This is a genomic window from Deltaproteobacteria bacterium HGW-Deltaproteobacteria-18 (genome assembly GCA_002841885.1).
Taxonomy (GTDB): Bacteria; Desulfobacterota; Desulfovibrionia; order Desulfovibrionales; family Desulfomicrobiaceae; genus Desulfomicrobium.
Genome location: PHBE01000002.1, coordinates 36024 through 57653, shown reverse-complemented (window position 1 = coordinate 57653; position 21630 = coordinate 36024). Strand labels below are relative to the sequence as shown.

Annotated in this window: 20 protein-coding genes and 1 tRNA gene; 8 read left to right on the top strand and 13 right to left on the bottom strand. The window is 59.7% G+C overall.

The window, feature by feature from the left end; genetic code table 11:
* Window positions 1-152: 152 nt before the first annotated feature.
* Window positions 153-968 carry a diaminopimelate epimerase gene (locus tag CVU60_01745; GenBank protein PKN43105.1) on the top strand — a complete coding sequence of 272 codons (816 nt, stop codon included), beginning with the start codon at window positions 153-155 and terminating at the stop codon, window positions 966-968.
* Here the strand turns inward: CVU60_01745 and CVU60_01740 are convergent, their stop codons facing one another.
* Entirely contained in the window at window positions 969-2510 is a 1542-nt protein-coding gene (locus CVU60_01740) for a flagellar biosynthesis protein FlgE (GenBank protein PKN43104.1), read from the bottom strand. It lies immediately after the preceding gene.
* A 22-nt stretch (window positions 2511-2532) separates the two neighbouring features.
* Between CVU60_01740 and CVU60_01735 the strand changes: the two genes are divergently transcribed.
* A complete protein-coding gene (locus tag CVU60_01735) occupies window positions 2533-3219 on the top strand; it encodes a hypothetical protein (protein PKN43411.1) in 687 nt (228 codons plus the stop codon).
* Between the two features lie 81 nt (window positions 3220-3300).
* On the opposite strand, the gene CVU60_01730 is transcribed toward CVU60_01735, so the two are convergent.
* From CVU60_01730 to CVU60_01700, 7 genes are all read right to left on the bottom strand, one after another.
* Window positions 3301-4143: a protease HtpX gene (locus CVU60_01730; GenBank protein PKN43103.1), complete on the bottom strand. Its 843-nt coding sequence runs from the start codon at window positions 4141-4143 to the stop codon at window positions 3301-3303.
* Between the two features lie 277 nt (window positions 4144-4420).
* Complete coding sequence (locus tag CVU60_01725; protein ID PKN43102.1) at window positions 4421-6175, bottom strand: long-chain fatty acid--CoA ligase; 1755 nt, start codon at window positions 6173-6175, stop codon at window positions 4421-4423.
* Window positions 6176-6266: 91 nt separating this feature from the next.
* Window positions 6267-7436: a hypothetical protein gene (locus CVU60_01720; protein ID PKN43101.1), complete on the bottom strand. Its 1170-nt coding sequence runs from the start codon at window positions 7434-7436 to the stop codon at window positions 6267-6269.
* Between the two features lie 2 nt (window positions 7437-7438).
* Window positions 7439-8314 carry an agmatinase gene (speB, locus tag CVU60_01715; GenBank protein ID PKN43100.1) on the bottom strand — a complete coding sequence of 292 codons (876 nt, stop codon included), beginning with the start codon at window positions 8312-8314 and terminating at the stop codon, window positions 7439-7441.
* 55 nt (window positions 8315-8369) lie between these two features.
* On the bottom strand, window positions 8370-9074 hold the full coding sequence (locus CVU60_01710; protein ID PKN43099.1) for a hypothetical protein: 705 nt from the start codon (window positions 9072-9074) through the stop codon (window positions 8370-8372).
* 20 nt (window positions 9075-9094) lie between these two features.
* Window positions 9095-10750 carry an arginine--tRNA ligase gene (locus CVU60_01705; GenBank protein PKN43098.1) on the bottom strand — a complete coding sequence of 552 codons (1656 nt, stop codon included), beginning with the start codon at window positions 10748-10750 and terminating at the stop codon, window positions 9095-9097.
* A 12-nt stretch (window positions 10751-10762) separates the two neighbouring features.
* Window positions 10763-11686 carry a malonyl CoA-ACP transacylase gene (locus tag CVU60_01700; GenBank protein PKN43097.1) on the bottom strand — a complete coding sequence of 308 codons (924 nt, stop codon included), beginning with the start codon at window positions 11684-11686 and terminating at the stop codon, window positions 10763-10765.
* Between the two features lie 163 nt (window positions 11687-11849).
* Here CVU60_01700 and rsmG point away from each other — a divergent pair, with 163 nt between their 5' ends.
* Complete coding sequence (rsmG, locus tag CVU60_01695) at window positions 11850-12494, top strand: 16S rRNA (guanine(527)-N(7))-methyltransferase RsmG (protein ID PKN43096.1); 645 nt, start codon at window positions 11850-11852, stop codon at window positions 12492-12494.
* On the opposite strand, the gene CVU60_01690 is transcribed toward rsmG, so the two are convergent.
* Window positions 12465-12674, bottom strand: coding sequence for a hypothetical protein (locus tag CVU60_01690; GenBank protein ID PKN43095.1), 210 nt, complete (start codon window positions 12672-12674; stop codon window positions 12465-12467). The genes rsmG and CVU60_01690 overlap by 30 nt on opposite strands.
* A 138-nt stretch (window positions 12675-12812) precedes the next feature.
* Here CVU60_01690 and CVU60_01685 point away from each other — a divergent pair.
* Window positions 12813-12898: transfer RNA gene (locus tag CVU60_01685), tRNA-Leu, on the top strand.
* Window positions 12899-12933: 35 nt separating this feature from the next.
* On the opposite strand, the gene CVU60_01680 is transcribed toward CVU60_01685, so the two are convergent.
* The 3 genes from CVU60_01680 to CVU60_01670 form a co-directional block, all read right to left on the bottom strand.
* Complete coding sequence (locus CVU60_01680; GenBank protein ID PKN43094.1) at window positions 12934-13320, bottom strand: hypothetical protein; 387 nt, start codon at window positions 13318-13320, stop codon at window positions 12934-12936.
* A 149-nt stretch (window positions 13321-13469) separates the two neighbouring features.
* The gene (locus CVU60_01675) at window positions 13470-14630 is read right to left on the bottom strand and encodes a cell filamentation protein Fic (GenBank protein ID PKN43093.1); all 1161 of its coding nucleotides are present in this window, start codon (window positions 14628-14630) and stop codon (window positions 13470-13472) included.
* A 512-nt stretch (window positions 14631-15142) separates the two neighbouring features.
* The gene (locus CVU60_01670) at window positions 15143-15805 is read right to left on the bottom strand and encodes a class I SAM-dependent methyltransferase (GenBank protein ID PKN43092.1); all 663 of its coding nucleotides are present in this window, start codon (window positions 15803-15805) and stop codon (window positions 15143-15145) included.
* Here CVU60_01670 and CVU60_01665 point away from each other — a divergent pair.
* Genes CVU60_01665 through CVU60_01655 form a run of 3 tightly spaced genes read left to right on the top strand, consistent with a single transcriptional unit; the run spans window position 15804 to window position 18288 of the window.
* On the top strand, window positions 15804-16055 hold the full coding sequence (locus CVU60_01665) for a hypothetical protein (protein PKN43091.1): 252 nt from the start codon (window positions 15804-15806) through the stop codon (window positions 16053-16055). The two genes, CVU60_01670 and CVU60_01665, sit on opposite strands and share 2 nt — an antisense overlap.
* A 3-nt stretch (window positions 16056-16058) precedes the next feature.
* Entirely contained in the window at window positions 16059-17516 is a 1458-nt protein-coding gene (locus CVU60_01660; protein ID PKN43090.1) for a serine protease, read from the top strand.
* 13 nt (window positions 17517-17529) lie between these two features.
* On the top strand, window positions 17530-18288 hold the full coding sequence (locus tag CVU60_01655) for a hypothetical protein (GenBank protein ID PKN43089.1): 759 nt from the start codon (window positions 17530-17532) through the stop codon (window positions 18286-18288).
* 207 nt (window positions 18289-18495) lie between these two features.
* Here the strand turns inward: CVU60_01655 and CVU60_01650 are convergent, their stop codons facing one another.
* Window positions 18496-20859: a methyl-accepting chemotaxis protein gene (locus tag CVU60_01650; GenBank protein ID PKN43088.1), complete on the bottom strand. Its 2364-nt coding sequence runs from the start codon at window positions 20857-20859 to the stop codon at window positions 18496-18498.
* Between the two features lie 23 nt (window positions 20860-20882).
* Between CVU60_01650 and CVU60_01645 the strand changes: the two genes are divergently transcribed.
* Entirely contained in the window at window positions 20883-21356 is a 474-nt protein-coding gene (locus CVU60_01645) for a hypothetical protein (protein PKN43087.1), read from the top strand.
* Window positions 21357-21630 lie beyond the last annotated feature (274 nt).

Genomic DNA, 21630 nt, shown 5'->3' with positions numbered 1-21630 from the left:
TTCGGGGATGAAAGTGAAAAGGCCGTCCTACTCACGGGCGACAGAGGGGTCAATACCGCCTTGCCCGGCGGGATCGCATCGGCTATTATTTTCAGTTGGGACCGTGGCCTTGCCCGCCCAGTCAAATTTTTTCGAAACCCATGGAGAGATACGTGCGCGTACTGCGATTCTACAAGGCCGTCCCGGGCGGCAACCCGACCATCCTGATTCTCGACCCAGTAGAGCCCGGGGAGCGGGCCTCTGTGTCCAGGGTTCTCATGGATGCCGGTCATTTGCAGGCCGAACAGGTCGGCTTTCTGGATCTTGCGGCTTATCCCGTGCGTCTCGACATGATGGGCGGCGAGTTTTGCGGCAACGCCTGCCGGGCGGCCGCGGCGGTCATGGCCCGGGAAGGGGTGGGGCTGGACCGGGTCGGTGATGAATTGTGCGGCGAACTGATGGTGTCGGGCGTTGAGCGCCCGGTGGCGCTGCGGGTCGATCCGACCGGGAACGAATGCTGGGTCGAGATGCCGCTGCCGGAAACTTTTGCCGATGACGGGAAGGGCGGGATTTTGGAGCTGGAACCGGGCATCGGGCTGGTGCGTCTGCCGGGCATCATGCATCTGTGTCTTGACGAAGAGCTTCATCCGTTTGCCGAAAATTTCGAGCAAGCATCCGCGGCCCTGCGGGCGCGGTTTGGCCTGGATGCGGAAGCCGTGGGGTGCATCTGGTACCGGACCTGTCCCGTGTGCGCCATCAAGCCCGTGGTCTGGGTGCGCTCCACCTCGTCCACGCATTACGAGACCGGCTGCGGTTCCGGCAGCCTGGCCCTGGCACTGTGGTTGGGGCGTGGGCAAAATTTGCCCACGGAGCTGCGTGTCAGGCAGCCAAGCGGCAGCGAGATAGGCGTGCGCATCGGCGTCGACGGCCCTGGCGCCTGGATTTTCGGTCCCGTGACCCTGGTCGCCAGGGGCGAGGCCTTCCTCTAGCTATCTCTTCATCTGGATGGCCGTCTGCACGACCTGGTCACCCGTGCTGATGACCTTGCTGTTGGCGTCGAAGCCTCTCTGGGTGACGATCATGTTCACGAATTCGGTGGCCAGATCGACGTTGGAATTTTCCAGGCTGCTGGTGATGACACTCCCGAGCCTGCCTTCCCCGGCCCAGCCAAGAGAGACGGCTCCGGAATCCTTGGTGGCGGAAAACAGGTTGCCGCCTTCGCGAAAGAGCCCCTGCGGATTGATGAAATCGGCCATGGGGATCTTGTAGAGCGACTGGTTCTGGCCATTGGAAAAATATCCGACAAGCACCCCTTCGGTATCCACGCTGACCGATTGCAGAAATCCCCGCTCGTATCCGTTCTGGGATTGATAGAGGGTGCTTGAGCCGGAGTTGAAATTGGTGATGGAGAGAATTTGCCTGTCCGCGTTCAGCAGGGACGGCAGGTCCGAGGCATTCGTGCCCAGATCGGCCAGGGTAGCCACCCCTGCCGGCAGATTCCAGCCGGAATCCGAGCGCAGCCCCAGGTCGAACGCGCTCGATATGGGCTCCGCTCCGATCAGGCTGGCGTTCAGAACAGGGTAGCCATCTTCGGACACGCCGACCGGGACCCAGCTGCTCTTGTCGTCGGAGGAACCTTCAAAGGCGCTCATGTTCAGCAGTTCGCCCGACGCCGTGAAGGTCAGGGTTCCTGTCATGAGCACGCCTTTCTTGGTGGCCAGGCCGGAAGCGTCTTCCGCAGGCGGGACGGTGACCAGAAATTCCCACATGCGGTTGCCGCTGGAGACGCTCGTGCCTTCCTCGACAGGATCGAAGAAGGCTCTGACCACATGCGCCTTGCCGTCGGAATCGAAGACCTTCATGGATGATTCATACGAATATGCCCCCGCGTCCAGAGGCTCGAGCTGCGTGGCGTCCCAGCTGTCGAAAAGAGCCGTGAAGGGGCTGGTGGCGCTGGCGCTCCGCTCCTGCGAGCTGGAGTCCAGGTTGATCATCATGCGCATTTCCGTGGTCGCCTCGGGTTCCGAGACGGGAGATCCGCCTTCCTGCATGTCGAGGCGGATGTCCGTGATGGCGGCGCCTGCGGCGGGCGGGATGACGGGGGCGGTGTCCAGGATCGATTCTGCCGGCATCCGGTAGCCCTGCAGGATGTTCCCCTGCGGGTCGCGCAGGTAGCCTTCCGAATCGAAGCGGAAATTGCCTGCTCTGGTGTACCGTTGTTCGTCGCTTCCATCAGCCGAGACTAAGAAAAATCCTCTGCCGCTGATGGAGATGTCCGTGGCCGTATTGGTCGGTTCGAGCGCTCCCAGCGACATGTCGTACTGGATGGAGCTGACGCCGACGCCTTGTCCGACCTGGTTGCTGACGCTCTGGGAGCCCATCTGCTGGCTCATCAGGGTGCTGAATATCATGCGCGAGGATTTGAAGCCAACGGTGCTCACGTTGGCTATGTTGTCGGAAATGACCGACATGTTTTCCTGTTGGGCCATGAGCCCCGTGGTGCCGATATAAAAGGAAGAGGAGATACCCATGAATGCCTCCGGGACTGAAAAAATGCGTGAACGATCCGGCAGAATTTTCCTGCCTGCCCTGCAAAATGCAGGAATGGGTCCACGGGCGTGGCTGCTGCTCGCCGCAGTGTCCTTGGCCTGGGCCTGCGTGGCCTTGGCGGGCGTTCTGCCCGAGATCTATGCCCCGGGGCATCCGGGCTGGAAGGAAAAGGAGTTTGCAGGGCGCACCGTCTACACACCGCAGCAGCAGGAGAAACTGTTGCTGGCCGAAAGCAACGGCACGGCCTCTGGGCTTTTTTTCGAGCAGTCCATCGATCTTCGTGAAACGCCCTGGCTCAACTGGTCCTGGAAGGTCGAGAATGTGCTCCAGGGCATCAATGAGCGCGAGAAAGGCGGGGATGACTATCCGGCCAGAATTTACGTGGTGGCCAAGGGCGGGCTGGCCTTCTGGAATACCAGGGCGCTGACCTATGTCTGGGCCAGCACCGAGCCCAGGGGCAGCATGTGGTCCAACGCCTTCACTTCCAACGCGCACATGATCGCGGTGCGTAGCGGCGCAGGCGAGGTGGGCGGGATGAAGGTGGAGAAGCGCAACATCCGTGAGGACTGGATGCTGGCTTTCGGCGAAGACATCGAAAAAATCGATGCCGTGGCCATCATGACCGATACGGACAATTCCGGGCAGTGGGCCCGGGCCTGGTACGGTCAGCCATGGTTCTCGGCCCGATAGTCGAGCTCGCGCATAAAACAGAAGAGCCCTCTCCATGTGTCGTGGAGAGGGCTCTTCTGTTTGGGGCAACCAACAGGCAGCTTACATGGCCATGAGGCGGTTCACCCTGTCCTCGGTGGAGGGGTGGGTGGAAAAGAGGCTGGCCATCTTGGACGATGTGAGCGGATTGACGATGAACATGTGCGAGGTGGCCTGGGTGGCTTCCTGCATGGGCGCCCTCGTTGCGGCCTGCTGCAGCTTCATGAGCGCACTGGCCAGGGCCTTGGGCTTGCCGCACATTTTCGCGCCGCCCTCATCGGCCATGAATTCGCGCGAGCGGGACACGGCCATCTGGATGAGCATGGCCGCGATGGGGGCGATGATGGCCATGGCCAGACTGCCGAGCACGCTGCCACCGCCTTCCTCGTCGTCGCTGCGTCCCATGCCGAAGATGGCCGCCCACTGGAGCATGCTGCCGAGCATGGAGATGGCTCCGGCGATGGTCGCGGCGATGGTCGAGATGAGAGTGTCGCGGTTCATGACGTGAGTCAGTTCGTGGGCCATGACCCCTTCAAGCTCCTCGCGGGAGAGGATGCGCATGATGCCGGTGGTGGCGGCCACGGCGGCATTTTCCGGGTTGCGCCCGGTGGCGAAGGCGTTGGGGCTGTCCGAAGGGATGACGTAGACCTTGGGCATGGGCATGCCCGCCTTGCGCGCCAGATTTTCCACGATGCCATAGAAATCCGGACTGTCGGCGCGGGTCACTTCGCGGGCCTTGTACATCTTGAGGACGATCTTGTCCGAGTTCCAGTAGGCAAAGAAGTTCATGCCTCCGGCTATGAGAAAGGCGATGATCATCCCGGACTTGCCGCCGATGGCACCACCCATGGCGACAAGCAGCAACGTCAGCAGGGTCAAGAGAAACGTGGTCTTGAAAAAGTTCATTGTATTTTTCTCCGTTTTGTCCGGGGTAAAGAAAAAGACCTTTACCCGTGTTCACGTGGATAAAGGTCTGGCTGATCTCGACCGGTGTCGGATTCCCGGGTCCGGGCTTTTGATGCCGTATTGACGAACCACGGGTCGGTTGCCGGGATGGTCCGGGAACCGCTAGCTACTCCCCTTTGAAGTGCGTAACCTAAGTATCGGGTCGGCGGGTGTCAAGAGCGGCCGGGCGGGTGTTGCGCAGGCCGCAGGCAGAGCATGTGAAATGCGCTCCGGACGGTCACTGATCCTTGTCGTCCCCGTTTGCCTCTACGTCGTCGCTGTTTCCGTTGCAGTCGCACTGGTCGTGGGCCTTGCGGTCCTCCTCTTCGCGGATGACCCGGCGCAGAACCTTGCCGACAATGCTCTTGGGCAGATCTTCCCGGAATTCGACCTGTTTTGGCACCTTGAAGTTGGCCAGCTTCTCTTTGCAGAAGGCGATGACATCGGCTTTGGTCAGGCTCTCTCCCTCGTGCAGCACGATGTAGGCCTTGATGATCTCGCCGCGGGTCTTGTGCGTGATGCCTACGCTGACCGCCTCCTTGATGGCCGGGTGCTCGTGCAGGACCTCGTCGATCTCGCGCGGGTAGACGTTGTAGCCGCCGGTGATGATCAGATCCTTCTTGCGGTCGACGATGAAGAAATAGCCGTCCTCGTCCATGTAGGCGATGTCGCCGGTGTAGAGCCATCCGTTGCGCAGCACGCTGGCCGTTTCGTCGGGACGCTTCCAGTAGCCCTGCATGACCTGCGGGCCGCGTATCACAAGCTCGCCGATCTTGCCCACGGGCAGGGGCAGGGAGCCCACCTCCATGTCCACGATGGCCGCGTCGGTGTCGGGAAAGGGCAGGCCGATGGAGCCGTTCTTGCTGTTGCCGCGCAGGGGGTTCAGATGCGTGATGGGCGAGGCTTCGGTCAGGCCGAAGCCCTCGATTATGTTGGCTCCGTTGCTCAGGCTGTTGAATTTTTCCATGACCGGCACGGGCATGGGCGCGGAGCCGGAGATGCAGTAGCGCACGGAGGAAAGATCGTATTTGTGCAGGTTCTTCTGCTGCAGCAGGGCAATGAAGATCGAAGGCGCGCAGGGGAAGATGGTCGGCCTTTTTTTGTGGATGGTTTTGAGCACGTCCAGAGGCACGAACTTGGCCATGGGCACCAGCGTCGCGCCGATGAGGGTGCCGAAATTGACGCAGACAGTCATTCCGTAAATATGGAAAAAGGGCAGAAGCCCGAGCATGACCTCGCCGGAGTCCTTGATGGTGTGCAGGATGGCCCTGGCCTGCTGGGCGTTGTAGCCAAGGTTCGCGTGGGTCAGCATCACGCCCTTGGATACGCCCGTGGTGCCGCCGGTGTATTGTAGTGCGGCCAGATCCTTCACGGGATCGACGGGATGCGGCGCTTCGATGGTCGTCCGCTTCAGGAGGTCTTTCCAGGGCAGCACGTGCGAATTGTCGTACGGGATGGCTTCGAGCTTGTATTCGCGTCTTGATTTGAACGTGTAGAGCGTGTTCAGCGGAAAATTCAGGCAGTCGGCGATGGAGGTCACGAAGATGCGCCGCAGGTGCAGCCTCGAGCGCAGGGCGTCCACGCGTTTCCAGAGCAGGTTCAGCGTGATGAGGGTTTTGGCCTCGGAATCGTTGAAATGATGAAGCAGCTCCTTTTCCATGTACAGCGGGTTGGTCATGACCACCACGGCGCCGAGCTTGAGGCAGGCCCAGTAGCTGATGACCGTCTGCGGGCAGTTGGGCAGCATGATGGCAACCCGTTCACCGGGCTTGACTCCGGCCTTCTTCAGGTTGGCGGCGGCAAGATCGACGAGACGCTTGAGCTTTCTGTAGCTCACGGTCCAGTTGTTGAAGACAATGGCCGGGCGGTCAGGATAGCTGACGGCCGCACGCTCCAGGATTTCAAAGAGCGGAACGGTTTCGTAGTCCAGGGTCGGACTGACTTCCTGATCATAGTGCTTGAGCCAGACTCTGTTTATCCCCTCTTCAATCATGTGCCCCCCGTCAGCTGTGAAGTGTGAGGGATGTCCTACAGTTCTCCGCGTTATGGCGCAAGCCTCATGGGGCGGAGCCATGGCGAGGATTTCAGGGGCGGTCCAGGATCATGAGCACTTCCATGTGCCATGTGCCGGGAAACATGTCGAAAAGGGTCAAGGAAGAGATGCGCCAGCCCGCTGCGAGGAGCGGCTTTGCGTCGCGGATGGTGTTGACCACGTCGCAGGAAACCCAGGCCAGCCGCTCAAGGTTCGGCATGCCCAACAGGGTGCTGCCGATGCCTTTGGCTCCGGTGCGGGGCGGGTCCAGGATGGCGGCGCGAGGGGCAAACTCGCCGACCATTTTCCAGGCTGCGGGACGCGCCAGGTTCGCGTCGCGGAAGTTGACCTGGTCGAGGTTCAGGCGCTGGGCGTTGCGAGTGCCGGTAGCTACGGCCTGGGCCGAGCCTTCCACGGCCAGCACGGTCTTGCCACGGCTGGCCAGAGGCAGAGCGAAATTTCCTGCCCCCGAGAAGAGGTCGGCGATGCGCTCGAAGCCATCCAGGGTGGCCACGGTGCTGCGCACCAGCTGCTGGTTCAGCGCCCAGTTGGCCTGGAAGAACGTGTTTGGGGGCAGTTGCAGGGTCAGGCCGAATTCGGGAAAGGAGAAGGGCAGCAGAACGTTGTCCCGCTCCGTGGCGGCCTGGCCCGAGTCCGGGCTGGCCGCTATGGTGAAGCGGCCGTCGGGCAGGCTTTTCGCCAAGGCAGGCATGGCGCTGGCCAGAGGCGTGCTCAAAAGATGGCAGTCGGTCAGGGGCACGAGGTCGTTGCTGGCGTGGCTCATGGCATGAGGGCGGCCCGAGCGGACATGGATCTGGCCGCGCAGGCGGTAGCGCCAGCCCTCGGGGCTGGGCACGACGCGAAGCTCGGGAATCCGCAGGCCATGATCCCGGCCAAGTGCGCGGGACAGGGCGTCGCGCAGGATGTCCGCCTTGAGCTTCGTGCCCGTTTCCGGGGCGACCATGCCGAAGCGCGACCCCCCGCAGTCCGTTGCGTGAGGACAGGGATGAACGCCGCGCAGCGGCGAGGGAGTCAGGATCTGCACGGCCTCGGCCTGCAGGAAATCCTTGGCTGCTTTGGTCACGCGTACGCTCACGACCTCTTCCGGCAGCACGCCGGGTTCGATCATGACCACCTGTCCGGATTCCAGGCGGGCCAGACCGCGTCCGCGCCAGAGAAGCTTTTCGACCGTGAGGGTCAGGATATCGCCTACGCCGTTCATTTTTAAGCGAGTCCGAGCCAGGCGGTCAGGATGCGCTGGATGATCTTGACGGCGGCCGTTTCCGAAGCCTGTGAGCCGTGGATGGGCGCGAGTTCACACATGTCCATGCCGACCAGTTTCGGCCCCAGGCCGTCGAGCCACAGTTCCTTCCAGAAGCGGTTCATCCAGGCGTAGGGGATGCCGCCGGGTTCGGGCGTGCCGGTGCCGGGGATGACGCTTGGATCCATGCCGTCCACGTCGAAGGAGATGTACATGGGCCTGTCTCCGACAAAGGTCCGGATGCGTTCCGCCGCCTCGCCGGGCGTGGGCAGGTCCCAGGCAAAGAGCGTCATGAGCTCGGACGGTTTTTGCGCGCGCATGTAGTCCCGCTGTTCCCGGCACAGGGAGCGGATGCCGATCTGGGCCAGAGGGATGCCCAGTTGCCGGGCCCTGGCCATGATGCAGGCGTGGGAGTACGGGCTGTCCCCGTAGCTTGCGCGCAGGTCGGCATGGGCGTCGATGTGCAGCAGGACCAGGCCTGGATGTGCCGCGTGGTAGAATTCGAAAAGGGGCAGGGGCACCGAGTGCTCACCGCCCAGCGTCAGGATGAAATCCTTGGTCGCATCGAGTGTTTCGAGCTGTTCGCGCATGGCCTGATGCAGTCCTTCGGGGCCGCTGGCCGGAGGGTGGATCGCCGGCAACGGGGTGAAGTGTGCCAGGTCGGTCAGGTCGAGATCCAGTTCCGCGTCATAGGATTCTATCTGTACGCTGGCCCGGAACAGGGCTTCCGGACCCAGGCGCGTGCCCGTGCCGTAGCTGACCGTGCCTTCGTAAGGGACGGGCAGCACATGGATGTTTCGTCCCTGCCGGGGGCCGAGGTCAAAAAATTCGTGATGCATGGATGATGTCTCCGTCAAAAGGATGGTGCGCCTGCTGCCCGTGAAGAATGCGGGATCAGAGCGGGGTGCGGGAGCGCAGCAGAACGCCGCCGATGCCGCTGCCCTTGAGCTGTTCCTTCAGGGCCAGAGCCGAATCAACGGTGCCCTGATGGTGCACGTAGATCCGGTACCAGGTTTTGCCCTCGTGGGTGGCCGTGACCACGGATGTCTTGAATTTGGCCGGGTCGAGTTTTTTCAGGAAGGTCTGGGCCTGTTCCATGGAAGCCAGTGCCGCGACCTGATAGTTGAAGACAAAGACCTCTTCCTTGGCGTTCTTGGCTGCCGTAGCGGGACTCTGGCCGGCCGCTGTGGCCGCGGACTGCAGGGCCGCCTCGATGGGGGACTGCTCCGGCTTTGGCGCGGCGGTGGGTTGCGGCTTGGGCTGGGGTGGCGTCGGCGCCTTGGCCTGCGGGGCTGGGGCCGGGGCCACGGATGTGGGCCCCTGCTTCAGCTTGTCGAAGAATTCGAGTTCTTCTCCCTTCAGGACTTCCTCATTCTTTTCAGTCAGCAGGGGAAAGTCTTCGGGGAGCACCTTCTGGGCCATCTCCATGGCCATCTTTTCGGGCTGGTAGCCACGCCCCACGATGACGCCGAGAATGAAGGACCAGGCCATGCCTATAACCACAAGCACGGCCAGAGACAAAAAACCCGACAGGCCGAGCTGGAAGCTGAGCTTGTTCTTGTCCTTCTTTTTGGTGGTGCTTGATTTGCGTGTAATCATGTTTCCGTGAATCCGGTCGGCTACATGCGCTCGGGCGCGTTGACTCCCAGCAGATCAAGACCGGCCTTGAGCACTCCGGCCACGGCCTGGAAGAGAAGGATGCGGGCCTGCAGCAGAGCCTGGTCATCTCCGGACAGAATGTGGTGCACAGTATAATAGCGGTGCAGCAGTCCCGCAAGTTCCATCAGGTAGTAGCTGACATGATGCGGCGAGAGGGTCCGGGCCGCAAGTTCGAGGGTGTCCTCGAAGGCGTCGAGGGCCTTGAAAAGGGCCTTGTCCTCGGGCGTGGTGAGGAGGGCCATGAGCGCGCCGGAGGGTTCGGGCAGGGCCACGCCCTGTTCCTCGGCCTTGCGCATGAGCGAGCTGATGCGGGCGTGGGCGTACTGGACGTAGTAGACCGGGTTGTCCATGGACTGCTGCTTGACCACATCAAGATCGAAGTCCAGGTGCGAGTCGCTCTTGCGCGACAGGAAGATGAAGCGCGCCGCGTCCACCCCGACCTCGGCGCAGACATCGGCCAGGGTCTCGAACTTGCCGGCGCGGGTGGACATGGCGATCTGCTCGCCGCCCTGGATCAGGTTCACAAGCTGCACCAGAATGACCTGCAGGGATTCGCGGTCCTTGCCGAGGGCCTCGATGGCCGCCTTCATGCGCGGCACGTAGCCGTGATGGTCCGCGCCCCAGATATCGACCATCATGTCGAATCCGCGGGCGATCTTGTTGTCGTGGTAGGCGATGTCGGAAGCGAAATAGGTCAAGAGGCCATCGGACTTGCGCAGGACGCGGTCCTTGTCGTCACCGTGGTCGGTGGACCGGAACCACAGCGCTCCGTCCTTTTCATAGGCCCGGCCTTCGGCCAAGAGACGGTTCAGGGATTCCTCGACCTGTCCGCCGTCGACCAGGCTTTTTTCCGAGAACCAGTGCTGGTGCTCGACGCGAAAATCGATGAGGTCCTGCTTGATGCCGTTTAAAATGTCCGTCATGCCGCGCTCGTAGCACAGGTCCAAAGCCTCTTCCTCGGGCAGGTCCAGGATGGCCTTGCCGCGTTCGGCCAGCAGCGCGTTTGAGATATCCTTAATGTAATCGCCACGGTAGCAATCTTCGGGGAAGGGGATCTCGATGCCGCAGGCCTGCTGGTAGCGTACCCACACGGCCAAGCCCAGGAGGCGCATCTGGCGGCCGGCATCATTGAGATAGTACTCGGTTTCGACTTCGTGTCCGGTGAAGCGCAGGATGCGGGTCAGGCTGTCGCCCACGGCCGCGCCGCGTCCATGCCCGATATGCAGCGGGCCGGTGGGGTTGGCGGACACGTATTCGACCTGCACCTTTCGTCCCTGACCGACATTGATGCGGCCGAAGTCGGCGGCATTTTCCAGGGCTGTCAGCGCCACTTCCTGCCAGAAGACGGGCTTGAAGGTGAAATTGATGAAGCCAGGCCCGGCGATTTCGATGTCCGCGATTTCGGGACACATGGCCAGCAGTTCGGTCTTGAGCTCTTCGGCCACGGCGCGGGGATTTTGGCCTTTCTCCCGGGGCATGACCATGGCGATGTTGGTGGCCATGTCGCCGTGCTGTTCGCTTTTTGGGGCCTCGATGGTGGTCTTGGCAGGCAGGGCGACGCCTTTGGCGGCCATGAGTGCGGTCAATTTTTCAAGAATATAGTTTTTGGCTTTCATGCCAGAATCTCCTCAAAGGCTAGCGGCTTGTTCAAGAGTGCTGACGGACAGGGTTTTAACCCCGTCCCGGTCTTTCAATATCTGGGAGACCATGCGCGACAGGGCGCCCTTGGGGCCCAGTTCCACAAAGGAGCGCATGCCGTCGGCATACTGGTTCTCGATGATCTGGGTCCAGTACACGGACGAGGTCATCTGGCGCTTCACGGTCTCTTTCAGGGCGTTTGCGTCCGGTTCGGGCTTGGCCGTGACATTCAGATAGACCGGGATTTTCGGGTCGTGCCAATCCAGCCTGTCCATGAATTTGGCCAGTTCGTCTCCGGCTTCGCCCATGTACGGGGAATGGAAGGCGTTGCTGACCGGAAGCACCAGGGCCCGGCCTTTGTGAGGTTTGGCGTTCGCGCAGACATGGTCCACGGCCTGGGCATGTCCGCTGATCACGAACTGGCCGGGAGTGTTGTAGTTGGCGATGCGGATCTCCTGCCCGGTAAGGCCGGCTGCGGCCGCGACCAGCTCTTCGACCTTGGTCTGATCAAGCTTCAGGATGGCGGCCATGCGGCCGTCCTGGTTCGTGGCCTCTTCCATGAGCTTGCCGCGCAGGCAGACCAGCTCCAGAATGCTGTCTATGGACAGGACCCGGGCCGCGAAGATGGCCGCGAACTCGCCCAGGCTGTGTCCGGCAACTCCGGCGGGGCTCAGCTTTTCGGCCAGAAAACACCACAGGTTCATGTTGACAACAGTCAGGGCCGGTTGCAGATTCCGCGTCACCGCCATGGCGTTTTCGTCGCCGTCCCAATATATTTCGCGCAGCGGCAGGCCGCTCAGGCGTTCGGCTTTTTTCCACAAGTCCATGGCTTCGGACCAGTGCTCCGCCAGATCCCGGCCCATTCCGGGCTCTTGCGACCCCTGGCCGGGAAAAATGATGCTTTGTGTACTCATTGTTCCTCCAATCAAAAAACTGAGCTGCTTGTATCCGCAGCCCCCACGCAGGTAAAGGGAAAATCCCCCGGGGCTGCGCCTTCCGGGCAGTGTCCCTCAAGGCAGGCCGCACGGAGTGACAACGCCTTGCAGAAGCTCTTCCTGCCGTTAACAAGGAATGCATATGAATTCTTATCCTGAAGCCCGTGAAGTCGCGGTCAGGGCCAAAGGCCTGGGGCGAATCCTGACCGATGACCAGGCGCGTCTTTTAAGCGTCTATCTTGGCCTGCTCGTCAAATGGAACGCCCGCATGAATCTGGTCGGGCCCGCGACCTGGACCGAAATCCTCGATACCTTAATCCAGGACTCCTGGCATCTGGCCGACTTGCTGCACACCTTGCAGGCCCAGCCCGCGCAGACGCTGGATCTGGGCGCGGGAGCCGGCCTTCCGGGCATCCCGCTGCGCGTCTTCTGGCAGTCGGGCGAATATTATCTGGTGGAACCAAGGCAAAAACGCGCCATCTTCATGGAGCAGGCCGTGGCGCATATGAAGCTGCCGCTGACCAAGGTCATCTGCGCCCGCATGGAGGCCCTGCCCCCGGCGCGGCGTGAGGCGGATCTCATTGTCAGCCGCGCCTTCATGCCATGGCAGAAACTCCTCGCCGAGGTCAAAAGCTGCCTCGCTCCGCAGGGGCGGGTGCTGGTGATGAGCAACGAGTCGTCCACCGAAACGGTGGACGGCTACAGCCTGGAGCTGGTTCAGGAATATCCGGTGGCCGGGAAGAAACGTTATTTCCGGCTATTCGCCCTTGGCGGGCATGACTTCTGAGAGATGGGGCATGAGCAGGCGCGTTGCAACCTTGTCGACCTCCTCGGCCAGATCCATGAAACGCTCGAGATATTCAAGAATTTCGATCTTGCGGTCTTCGGCGGAATAGCCGTAATCCTCCTCCAGTTGGCCGGAGGTCAGGTATTCTTCGAATTCGTTCAGGAATTTGTCACTTAGCATTGATCATCCTTGGGCTTGCGAGGTTCAACCGACTTTATCTGCCACAAGAGCTCATCATGGTCAAAGTTTGCGGCCGGGGATTTTTATCAAGAATCCGGTTGACTTTGAGCATCGGCTTCAATAAGAACGACTCCTCACGCCGGAGTGGTGGAATGGTAGACGCAGTGGACTCAAAATCCACCGGGGGCAACCCCTTGCGAGTTCGAGTCTCGCCTCCGGTACCATTAGATTTCAAAGGGTTAGCTTGGGTGAACGCCAGCTAGCCCTTTTTTAGTTCACCTTTCAGTTCACCTTTTTCCAATATTCCCAAAGTCTCAATCACTTCCGCAGATCCCACATCCAGGCCCAGCGACCGCAGATAGCGTTTCGTGGTCATGGGCGATTCATGGCGCAACCCGCGCTGGATCTCTGTCACTGGATGGCCTGCCCGGTACAGTTCCACCGCGACCAAGTGGCGGATCCCCTTGAAGCCGAAGTAGGGGACTCCCGCAGTTGCACAATTCCGTTTCATCCAGTGGTCATAATCCTTGATCGGACCACCATCCAGCTGGTCGCAGGATACGCGGTCAGAAGGTTCGGAGAATTCGCTTCGGAGCTTCAGTTTCTTCAGATATGTGACAAGGTCTGTACTGCGTTCTTTCTCCATTGCATAATATGACGTATATTGTCCTCACATGGCGATTTTGGGACAAAAGATGACACGAGTAGAGTAGGAAGAGTGCAGAATTGAGGCAAAAAGAGGAGAAAATCGGCAAAAATAGTCAGGAAAAGGGCAGATATTGGCGGAAATTCCAGTTATGAAGATCGGTTCAACACTGGTGAAATGAATCCTTCATCAGATAATGCGCGCACGATCCCGCGCATCAGATAGCTGTTGCTGAATCCCAGGGTGTATTGTCTCGCCCCTTCCTTGATCGGGAGCAACATCTTTCTGTCGACGAGTTTCCGGATCTGGTAGGTTCGCTGGGCTGCGGTCATGCTCGGCATGGCGGTTGCCAGATCGGCAGCCTTGGCGATACCTTTTTGAGCCCCGATGTGCAGCACGCGCGCTTCGATAGCCGTGACCAGTTCACGTTCCCGCGCATAGGTGATGGCTGGTGCGAGCACTCTTTCACTCAGGTAGTTCAAATCAGTCAGGCGATCCACCTTGCGTAGCTCGACCAGAATGCCTTCCAAGACATAGATACACCATGCCTCCAGACTAGAGTGGGTACCGGCATCGGCTCTGGCCAGCATAGTGTAATAACGATCACGATCATTGCAAAAAACTGCGGTAGGGTTAAGTACACGCCCCCCAACATTGACATTGAATCCGTATTTAATCAGCATTGCGTATGTCAACAGACGCACGACCCTTCCATTTCCGTTGCAAAATGGGTGTATCCATCCAAATCGATGATGCGCCAGTGCAATCTTTATGAGATCATATTTTGGGGGATGATTGGAATTGATGAAGTCAACCAACTCCTGCATGTACTGAGGAACTTGAATGAACTCTGGTGGAAGGTGCGTCGACTGTGCAATCCTAACCTGTTGTCGCCTGTATGCTCCAGGAGTGGTATCACCTTCACGCTCTAGGCTATTGACCGTGATCGCATGCAATTCTCGAATAAAATGTTCTGTCAGGCGTTCACCATGCTGTACGCTTTCCTCGATATAGGCCATGGCCGCTTCGATATTTTCCATTTCCCGCAACTGATCGGACGGGAGGTGGCGAGAGTCCTCAAATTTGCTCTCTACATAATCGGCCAAGGTGGTATGGTTGCCCTCGATGCGTGCCGAGCCAAGACTTTCCAGCATGTGGAAAATGCGCTTGAGCTGAAAGAAAACCGGCGTTGGAGTTGTGCCTTGAAGTTGAAGTCGGCGGAGGTATTCCAGCTCGGTCAATACGTCTACCAACGGCGAGTCAAACGCCGGATTGAGAACGCGTAAGTCATAATGGCTAAAAGTCGGCATGTTTTCTCTAAATGATTAATTCGTTATCTTGAATCGACCATGTTTTGTGCAAAAAAAACATAATATTAGGGAAAGATCAATAGGAAATTATCTCTAATCAGGTTCTGCGGGATCCTAAATGTATAGGGGGCTTCGTCTGGACAGAATTATTGGGAAAAAGCTGGCGGAATTGGAGCGTCCAGTGTCACCTTTCATGTCACCTTTTATCTTGCAACAGCGCCAATCTCAAATTCTTGCATGACAGAAAATCCAGCATTTTCGGCAGCATGCGACTGGTGAGAGCCCCTGTTCTGGTATCAGAATCCACCGAGGACAACCCCTTGCGAGTTCGAGTCTCGCCTCCGGTACCATAAGAAATAAAGGGTTCGCGATTATCCAGATCGCGGACCCTTTTTTTTGCGCTCGATTCCCTGTCACCTCTTCCGCGTGAAATGGATTTGGGGTCGTATCCAGATGCCTTGGTCCGGGCAGCGGCCTTTCATCGTGTTGCCCCGTCGTCCTTGAAACGATGCTCAGCCCAAACGCCTGTAAACCGCGAAGAAATGCGGGACGGGCGGGTCCTGGTGGTCGTCGTAGGCCAGAAAATGCGTCTCGGTCAGGCCCGCGCGCACGAAGCCGTCGATTTCGTGGCGGTCCAGGGCGATGGGGAAGGTTTGCGAGTGGTCGTCGCTGGCTCGGCTGCGGCATGAGACGATGACCTCGCCGCCGGGTGCAGCCAGTTCGGCGATGGCGTTCAGCGCCCTGACCCGGTTGGTCCCCGTGAGGATCTGGATGGTGTTGCACTCGTAGACAAGATCAAAGCCGCGCAGCCACGGAGCTGGAAGGTCGAACAGGTCGGCCACGACGTATTCAACGGGACTGCCTGGGTAGCGCCTGCGGCACATTTCCACTGCGGAAGGGGAGATGTCGAAGCCCACGACATGGTAGCCGCGCTCCCGCAGTGCTTCCGCATCGTCACCCAGTCCGCACCCGACCACAATGGCCCGTTTGCCGGCCGGAGCGGGATGCGCGTCGAGCCAGTCGAGGAGCAGGGGATTGGGCTCCAGATCGGCCCAGTACACACTGCGGATGTCGCCGCCGGCCCGGTCGTAGAACTCTTCGAACCAGCCATCGGGGTCGCCTTTGGCGGCGTAGGTCTGAGCCAGGAGGATTGTTGCGGTTTTCGGGTCGTTCATGATGCTCCTCTACTTTGTCGCGTGTTTTGCATCCATTATTATATTCGTCCTCAATCTCAAAGCGCCCTGTGATCTCCGGGAATGCGGCGGCTACGAACTGTCATTCGTCCTGGACCCGACTCGAGGCCCAAGAACATACCTCGTCACCCCTCCTGGAAAAAATCGTTCCGACTGCCAGCTTGAAATCTTGCATGTGTTCACAAATATTGTGTTCAGCCTTGAACCCAAGTCTAAATGGCCTTATTGGTAAACCATGCGCAATTATCGACATGCCAATTATCTGCGAGCAGGCGCTTTTCTGGCGGCTCTTCTTCTTTCTGTGCTGGTGTTGTCCGTGCTGACTCCAGGGGCGGATACAGGGCAGAAGAAAGCCTATGTCCTGACCATCGACGACGCCATCGGACCCGCCACCCGCGATCACATCGTGCGCAACATAGCTCGCGCGGAGCGGGACGGCGCGGAGGTGATCGTGCTGCGTCTCAATACACCCGGTGGACTCGACGCATCCATGCGCGACATAATTTGCAAGATTCTGGCCGCCGAGGTGCCGGTGGCGACCTGGGTAGCTCCTTCAGGATCCCGTGCGGCCAGTGCCGGAACGTACATCATGTACGCCAGCCACATCGCGGCCATGGCCCCGGCAACCAACCTCGGTTCGGCCACGCCGGTGCAGATAGGCGGCAGTGACCCTGACAAGTCGCCATCGGCGTGGGAGCGTGCCCGGGATGCTCTGAGTAAAAGCGCTGGCAAGGGTGACGAGGAGGGTGCCAACGCGACGGGGGAACCCGAAAACCTGCCCGATGACGCCATGGGCCGCAAGGTCGTCAACGACGCCGTGGCTTACATCAAGGGCCTGGCCGAGCGGCATGGACGCAATGCCTTGTGGGCCGAGCGCGCGGTGCGGGAGGCCGTCAGCCTGACCTCGTCCGAGGCGCTGGAACAGAATGTCATCGATTTCATCGCTGCGGATCTGCCCGGACTCCTTGAAGCCATGGACGGGCGTGAAGTGCGCATGGAAAACGGCACGCGTACCCTGAGCACGGCCGGCCTGGACGTGGTCGAGATCGAAACCGACTGGCGCACCGAGCTGCTGGCCATCATCACCAACCCGACCCTGGCCTACATGCTGCTGATGGTGGGCATCTACGGGCTGATCCTCGAGGGCTACAATCCCGGCGCCATGGTGCCGGGAGTCATCGGCGGCATCTGCCTGCTGCTGGCCCTGTACGCATTCCAGATCCTGCCCGTGAACTATGCCGGGCTGGCCCTTATTCTACTGGGGCTCGCGCTGATCGGGGTGGAGCTTTTCATCCCGGCCTTCGGGATTCTGGGCATTGGCGGCATTGTCGCCGTGGTGTTCGGGTCGGTCATTCTCTTCGAGGGCGACATGCCCGAGTTTCGCATCAACACGTCTGTAATCGCCGGCATGGGTGCCGGTTCGGCCCTGGTTTTCGGCGGCATCGTCTGGGTGGCCGCGCGCACCTTGCGCAAGCCGCGCCTCAGCAGCCGCGAGGCCATGGTGGGCCTCGACGCCGAAGCCATTCAGGATTTCATCGACGGATCCGGACGGGTGCATCTGCGGGGCGAGAACTGGTCGGCCCGTTCAAGCCATCCGATCCGCCTGGGCGACAGGGTCCGCATCACGGGCATGGAGGACGAGGGCCTCGTCCTTTCCGTCATCCCGGCGTCGAGCGGCAACGGCAACCAATGAAAAGGAGAACCTCATGAATCCCTATTTCCTGCAATTCGTGACCTTCAGTGTCATCCTGCTGATTGTCCTGCTCTACTATACCATCAAGATCCTGCGCGAATACGAACGCGGGGTCGTCTTCACCCTGGGCCGGTTCGACAAGGTCAAGGGGCCGGGCATGATCATCCTCATCCCCTTCGTGCAGCAGATGGTCAGGGTGGATCTGCGCACCGTGGTCATGGACGTCCCGACCCAGGACGTCATCTCCCACGACAACGTCTCCGTGCGGGTCAATGCCGTGGTCTATTACCGGGTCATCGATCCGGAAAAGGCCATCATCGCCGTGGAGCACTTCATGGACGCCACCAGTCAGCTGGCCCAGACCACCCTGCGCTCGGTGCTCGGCAAGCATGAACTCGACGAGATTCTGGCCGAACGCGACAAGCTCAACGAGGACATCCAGAAGATTCTCGATCGCCAGACCGACGGCTGGGGCATCAAGGTTTCCACTGTAGAGATCAAGCATGTCGATCTCGACGAATCCATGATCCGGGCCATCGCCAAGCAGGCCGAGGCGGAGCGGCAGCGGCGCGCCAAGGTCATCCACGCCGAAGGCGAGCAGCAGGCCGCGCAGAAGCTGGTGGAGGCGGCGGAAAAGCTCTCCGAGAGCGCCAACGCAATCCAGCTGCGTTACCTGCAGACTCTTGGGGAAATAGCCGGAGAGAAGAATTCGACCATCGTCTTCCCGGTACCCATCGACACCTTGAAGACCCTGTTCGGCGGAAAGTCCTAGTTCCTTTGCCGGCCAGATTTGCGGGCCGGGAATTTGGACGCGCGTAAGCGTTGGGACGGCTTTTGCCGGTCATGAAAAAAGGCCTTGCGATGAACCAGCAATGGTCGTCGCAAGGCCTCTGACATTGGCCTGGTCCTGGAGCGGGCTCTTGGTCCGCGTCCCACAAGGGCGGGGCCGGCGAATTCAGACCCCGCCTTGATCAGCGGTTCAACGCACCTTGAATTGCCCCACCAGCATCTTGAGCTGCTCCGACAGCTGGGCCAGCTCCAGGGCCCTTTCCTGGACGAGCTCTCCGCCCTGGCGAAGTTCGCTGGTGACATTGTCCACATTGGTGATGTCCTGCGCAATGTCTGACGAAGCGGTGGACATCTGGGCGATGAGTGAATTGGCGTCCTGCACGCCTGTCGTGGCCTGGGCGATGTTGGTGGCCACGTCCCTGGTGGCCATGGCCTGCTCTTCGATGGCGGCGGCGATGGTGGTCACGATATCGTTCACTTCCTGAATGACCTGCACGATGCTTTGGATATCGTTGACAGCGGTCCCCGTTGCTGCCTGGATGCCGCTGATCTTGGATCTGATGTCGTCGGTAGCGGCGGCAGTTTTCTGCGCCAGCTCCTTGATTTCGTTGGCGACTACGGCAAAACCCCGGCCCGCCTCACCGGCTCTGGCCGCCTCTATGGTGGCGTTCAGGGCCAGAAGGTTGGTTTGGGCCGAGATGTCGTTGATCGCTTCTGTGACCTTGCCGATTTCGTTGGCGGAGAAGCCCAGATCCTGGAGTATTCCGGAGAAGGTATCGATCTTCTTTGATGCCGTGTCCGTCGTCGATCGGGCGCGTTCCGTGTTGCTGGCTATTTCGTTGATGGTCGTGCTCATCTCTTCGGTAGCCGATGCCACGGAACTCAGGTTTGTCGATGTCTCTTCCATGTTGGATGACACGGAGATGGTGTTTGCGCTCAATTCCTCGGCAGCAGCGGCCACGGTGGTGGTGCGGGAAGCCAGGTCCTGAACGCCCCGGGAGGATTTTTCGCTTATGTTCGACAATCCTGCAGCGGATGCGGTCAGGGTTCCGGCATTTTCGCTGATTGAACCGATAATGCCTTGAAGCTTGCTGACGAATGCGTTGAAATATCGGGCCATTTCGCCGATTTCATCCTTGCTGCCGGCTTCCAGGCGTTTGGTCAGATCACCTTCGCCTTCCGAAATATCCTTGAGCATGTTCACCATGCGGCGAATCGGCTGGACTATCTGGCGGGTGATGACGAAAACAGCGCCAATCAGCAGGGTCAGGCCGCCCAGGCTCAGGCCCAAGAGCAGAAGCTGTACGTTGCGGGCGTTTTCGAACATCTTGTCTTCAGGGATGCCGATCACGAAACTCCAGGCTCCCTCCGCACCTTCCAGGGCCACCGGTGTCATGCAGTAGAGCATGTCCAGACCGGAGGATTCGGACTTCTGGGAAAAAAAGGCCTGGGAGCCTTCCTTGAGTGCCTTGGCGACGGTTTCCTTGTTGGTATCGGCCAGGAATTCGGAGAAATTTTGGCCGATCCTCGCCTTGTCGGGATGGGCCACGATCATTCCCGAATCAGACAGCAGAAGTCCGTATCCGTTATCGAACACCTTGATGCGGGAGGCGACGTCCTGCAGGTTTTCCAGGCTGAGATCCAGGCCCACCACGCCCGATCCCTCTTCGGTCAAGGGCACGCACACGCTTATCATCATGCGGTTCATGCCCGCGACTTCATATTCCGTAGGTTCGGTCACCAGCATTTTTTTGGTCTGCAAGGGATACCAGTACCATTTGTCGGCATCGTCGCGGCTTGAGGATGCCGACGCTGTGGTGTGGGTCTCTTCGATCCCTTTCTGGCCGCGAATGTAATAAGGGAGAAATCGCCCCGATTCTTCATGGAGGGCGTCGGCGCTCACGTGTGCATGATCACGGCCGTCAAATGCGTTCGGGTCCCAGGCTGTCCAGGCCCCGAAAATCCCGGGAAAGGCTTCCAGGGTTTTGCGCAGCAGTCCCGTCACCACGGACCGCTCGGGTGTGTATTGGCTGCGCTCGTTGGCAACCGCCGCTGCCATGGCCTTGGCGGCGCCGATGGCGGCATCCAGTTCGCCCTTGACCATGTTCGCATAGCGCTGGCTGATCTCCAGGGAAAGATTGCTGATGTCCTGGACGGCCTTTTCCTTGATCTGGATTTGCACAAGAAACATGATCAGACCAAAAATAATGACGGAGACCAAACCCACGGGAATAAGAATTTTGTAGCGCAGTTTGAAGCGATCCAACATGCGGTTCTCCTTGATGCAGCAAGATGATAATTGAGCTCTCACGAGCGGAAGTTTTTTTGTCGTGCTGAAATCGGCCATGAGGATGCGCGGAATGCCGACGGGATCGCTCGACAACAAGCATTTAAAACACATGAGCCTGAAAAAATCCATATCCGGTTGCAAATTTAACGCAACCTGGGATTTTGGACGGTTGCCCGGGAATTGTCGCGCCCTGCTGATGCAGGAGATTTGCCGCATGCACGATTCTTGCTCGATATGACAATTTGGTCCGCAATGCGGCAGCATCTTCCTACCGACAAGGAGGGGACATGGAGATTGGCGGGACGGAATCGATCATGGTCATGCGCTCAGGCTATCAGGCTCGGGAGCGCGCAGTCAGAAGCACCTCTGCAGGCCAGGGGGACACGGTCAGCCTGTCATCGGAGGCCAAGCGCCTGCTCGAGTATTTCCGAAGCAAGCAGGTCAGCGCCATGGATCGGGACGGGTTGTCCGAGACGGCCGCCGCCGCGGCCTCCATGGAAAAAGACACGGAAGGGATGTCCGGCACCGGGGTCAAAGGCGTCTCAGCCGATGAAAGCACCGGAGCAGCGGCCGCGTCCGGGGCTGGCAGCCAGGTCGCGGATATTGAAAAGCGCATCAAGGCCCTGATGGACAAGGTCAAGCATATCATGGACAGCGACCTGCCCCCCGAACAGAAGCAAAGCGCGGCTGCGCCCTATCTGCAGCAGATCCAGGAATTGCAGCAGCAACTGCAGCAACTCACGACGCAGCAGAAAGCCTGACAGGCTGCCCCCCAAAAAAAACGGAACTCCGCTTCATCACGGCAGGGATGACGATCCGTGCCCAGACCGCAGCCTGACGGATTTGATTTATCCTCCCCGGCAGCGGGGCGTGCCGCTGTGAACAAGCAAGGGGAGGCTTCCTCGCGAAAGCCTCCCTCCGGACAACTTTGGACTCAAAAAGAGGCCAAGCTGCTATACGCATGTTTCTATTCATCCAAGCCCTGCGATCCTGCTGTGAGAAATTAATATGGCTGGACAATTTTTCAGGTCTTTT

Bases quoted from the DNA above. Each gene is read 5' to 3' on its own strand.
- CVU60_01740 (PKN43104.1), bottom strand. From the start codon at position 2,510: ATGGGTATCTCCTCTTCCTTTTATATCGGCACCACGGGGCTCATGGCC.
- CVU60_01735 (PKN43411.1), top strand. From the start codon at position 2,533: ATGCGTGAACGATCCGGCAGAATTTTCCTGCCTGCCCTGCAAAATGCA.
- CVU60_01730 (PKN43103.1), bottom strand. From the start codon at position 4,143: ATGAACTTTTTCAAGACCACGTTTCTCTTGACCCTGCTGACGTTGCTG.
- CVU60_01725 (PKN43102.1), bottom strand. From the start codon at position 6,175: ATGATTGAAGAGGGGATAAACAGAGTCTGGCTCAAGCACTATGATCAG.
- CVU60_01720 (PKN43101.1), bottom strand. From the start codon at position 7,436: ATGAACGGCGTAGGCGATATCCTGACCCTCACGGTCGAAAAGCTTCTC.
- speB (PKN43100.1), bottom strand. From the start codon at position 8,314: ATGCATCACGAATTTTTTGACCTCGGCCCCCGGCAGGGACGAAACATC.
- CVU60_01710 (PKN43099.1), bottom strand. From the start codon at position 9,074: ATGATTACACGCAAATCAAGCACCACCAAAAAGAAGGACAAGAACAAG.
- CVU60_01705 (PKN43098.1), bottom strand. From the start codon at position 10,750: ATGAAAGCCAAAAACTATATTCTTGAAAAATTGACCGCACTCATGGCC.
- CVU60_01700 (PKN43097.1), bottom strand. From the start codon at position 11,686: ATGAGTACACAAAGCATCATTTTTCCCGGCCAGGGGTCGCAAGAGCCC.
- rsmG (PKN43096.1), top strand. From the start codon at position 11,850: ATGAATTCTTATCCTGAAGCCCGTGAAGTCGCGGTCAGGGCCAAAGGC.
- CVU60_01690 (PKN43095.1), bottom strand. From the start codon at position 12,674: ATGCTAAGTGACAAATTCCTGAACGAATTCGAAGAATACCTGACCTCC.
- CVU60_01680 (PKN43094.1), bottom strand. From the start codon at position 13,320: ATGGAGAAAGAACGCAGTACAGACCTTGTCACATATCTGAAGAAACTG.
- CVU60_01675 (PKN43093.1), bottom strand. From the start codon at position 14,630: ATGCCGACTTTTAGCCATTATGACTTACGCGTTCTCAATCCGGCGTTT.
- CVU60_01665 (PKN43091.1), top strand. From the start codon at position 15,804: ATGATGCTCCTCTACTTTGTCGCGTGTTTTGCATCCATTATTATATTC.
- CVU60_01670 (PKN43092.1), bottom strand. From the start codon at position 15,805: ATGAACGACCCGAAAACCGCAACAATCCTCCTGGCTCAGACCTACGCC.
- CVU60_01660 (PKN43090.1), top strand. From the start codon at position 16,059: ATGCGCAATTATCGACATGCCAATTATCTGCGAGCAGGCGCTTTTCTG.
- CVU60_01655 (PKN43089.1), top strand. From the start codon at position 17,530: ATGAATCCCTATTTCCTGCAATTCGTGACCTTCAGTGTCATCCTGCTG.
- CVU60_01650 (PKN43088.1), bottom strand. From the start codon at position 20,859: ATGCTGCCGCATTGCGGACCAAATTGTCATATCGAGCAAGAATCGTGC.
- CVU60_01645 (PKN43087.1), top strand. From the start codon at position 20,883: ATGGAGATTGGCGGGACGGAATCGATCATGGTCATGCGCTCAGGCTAT.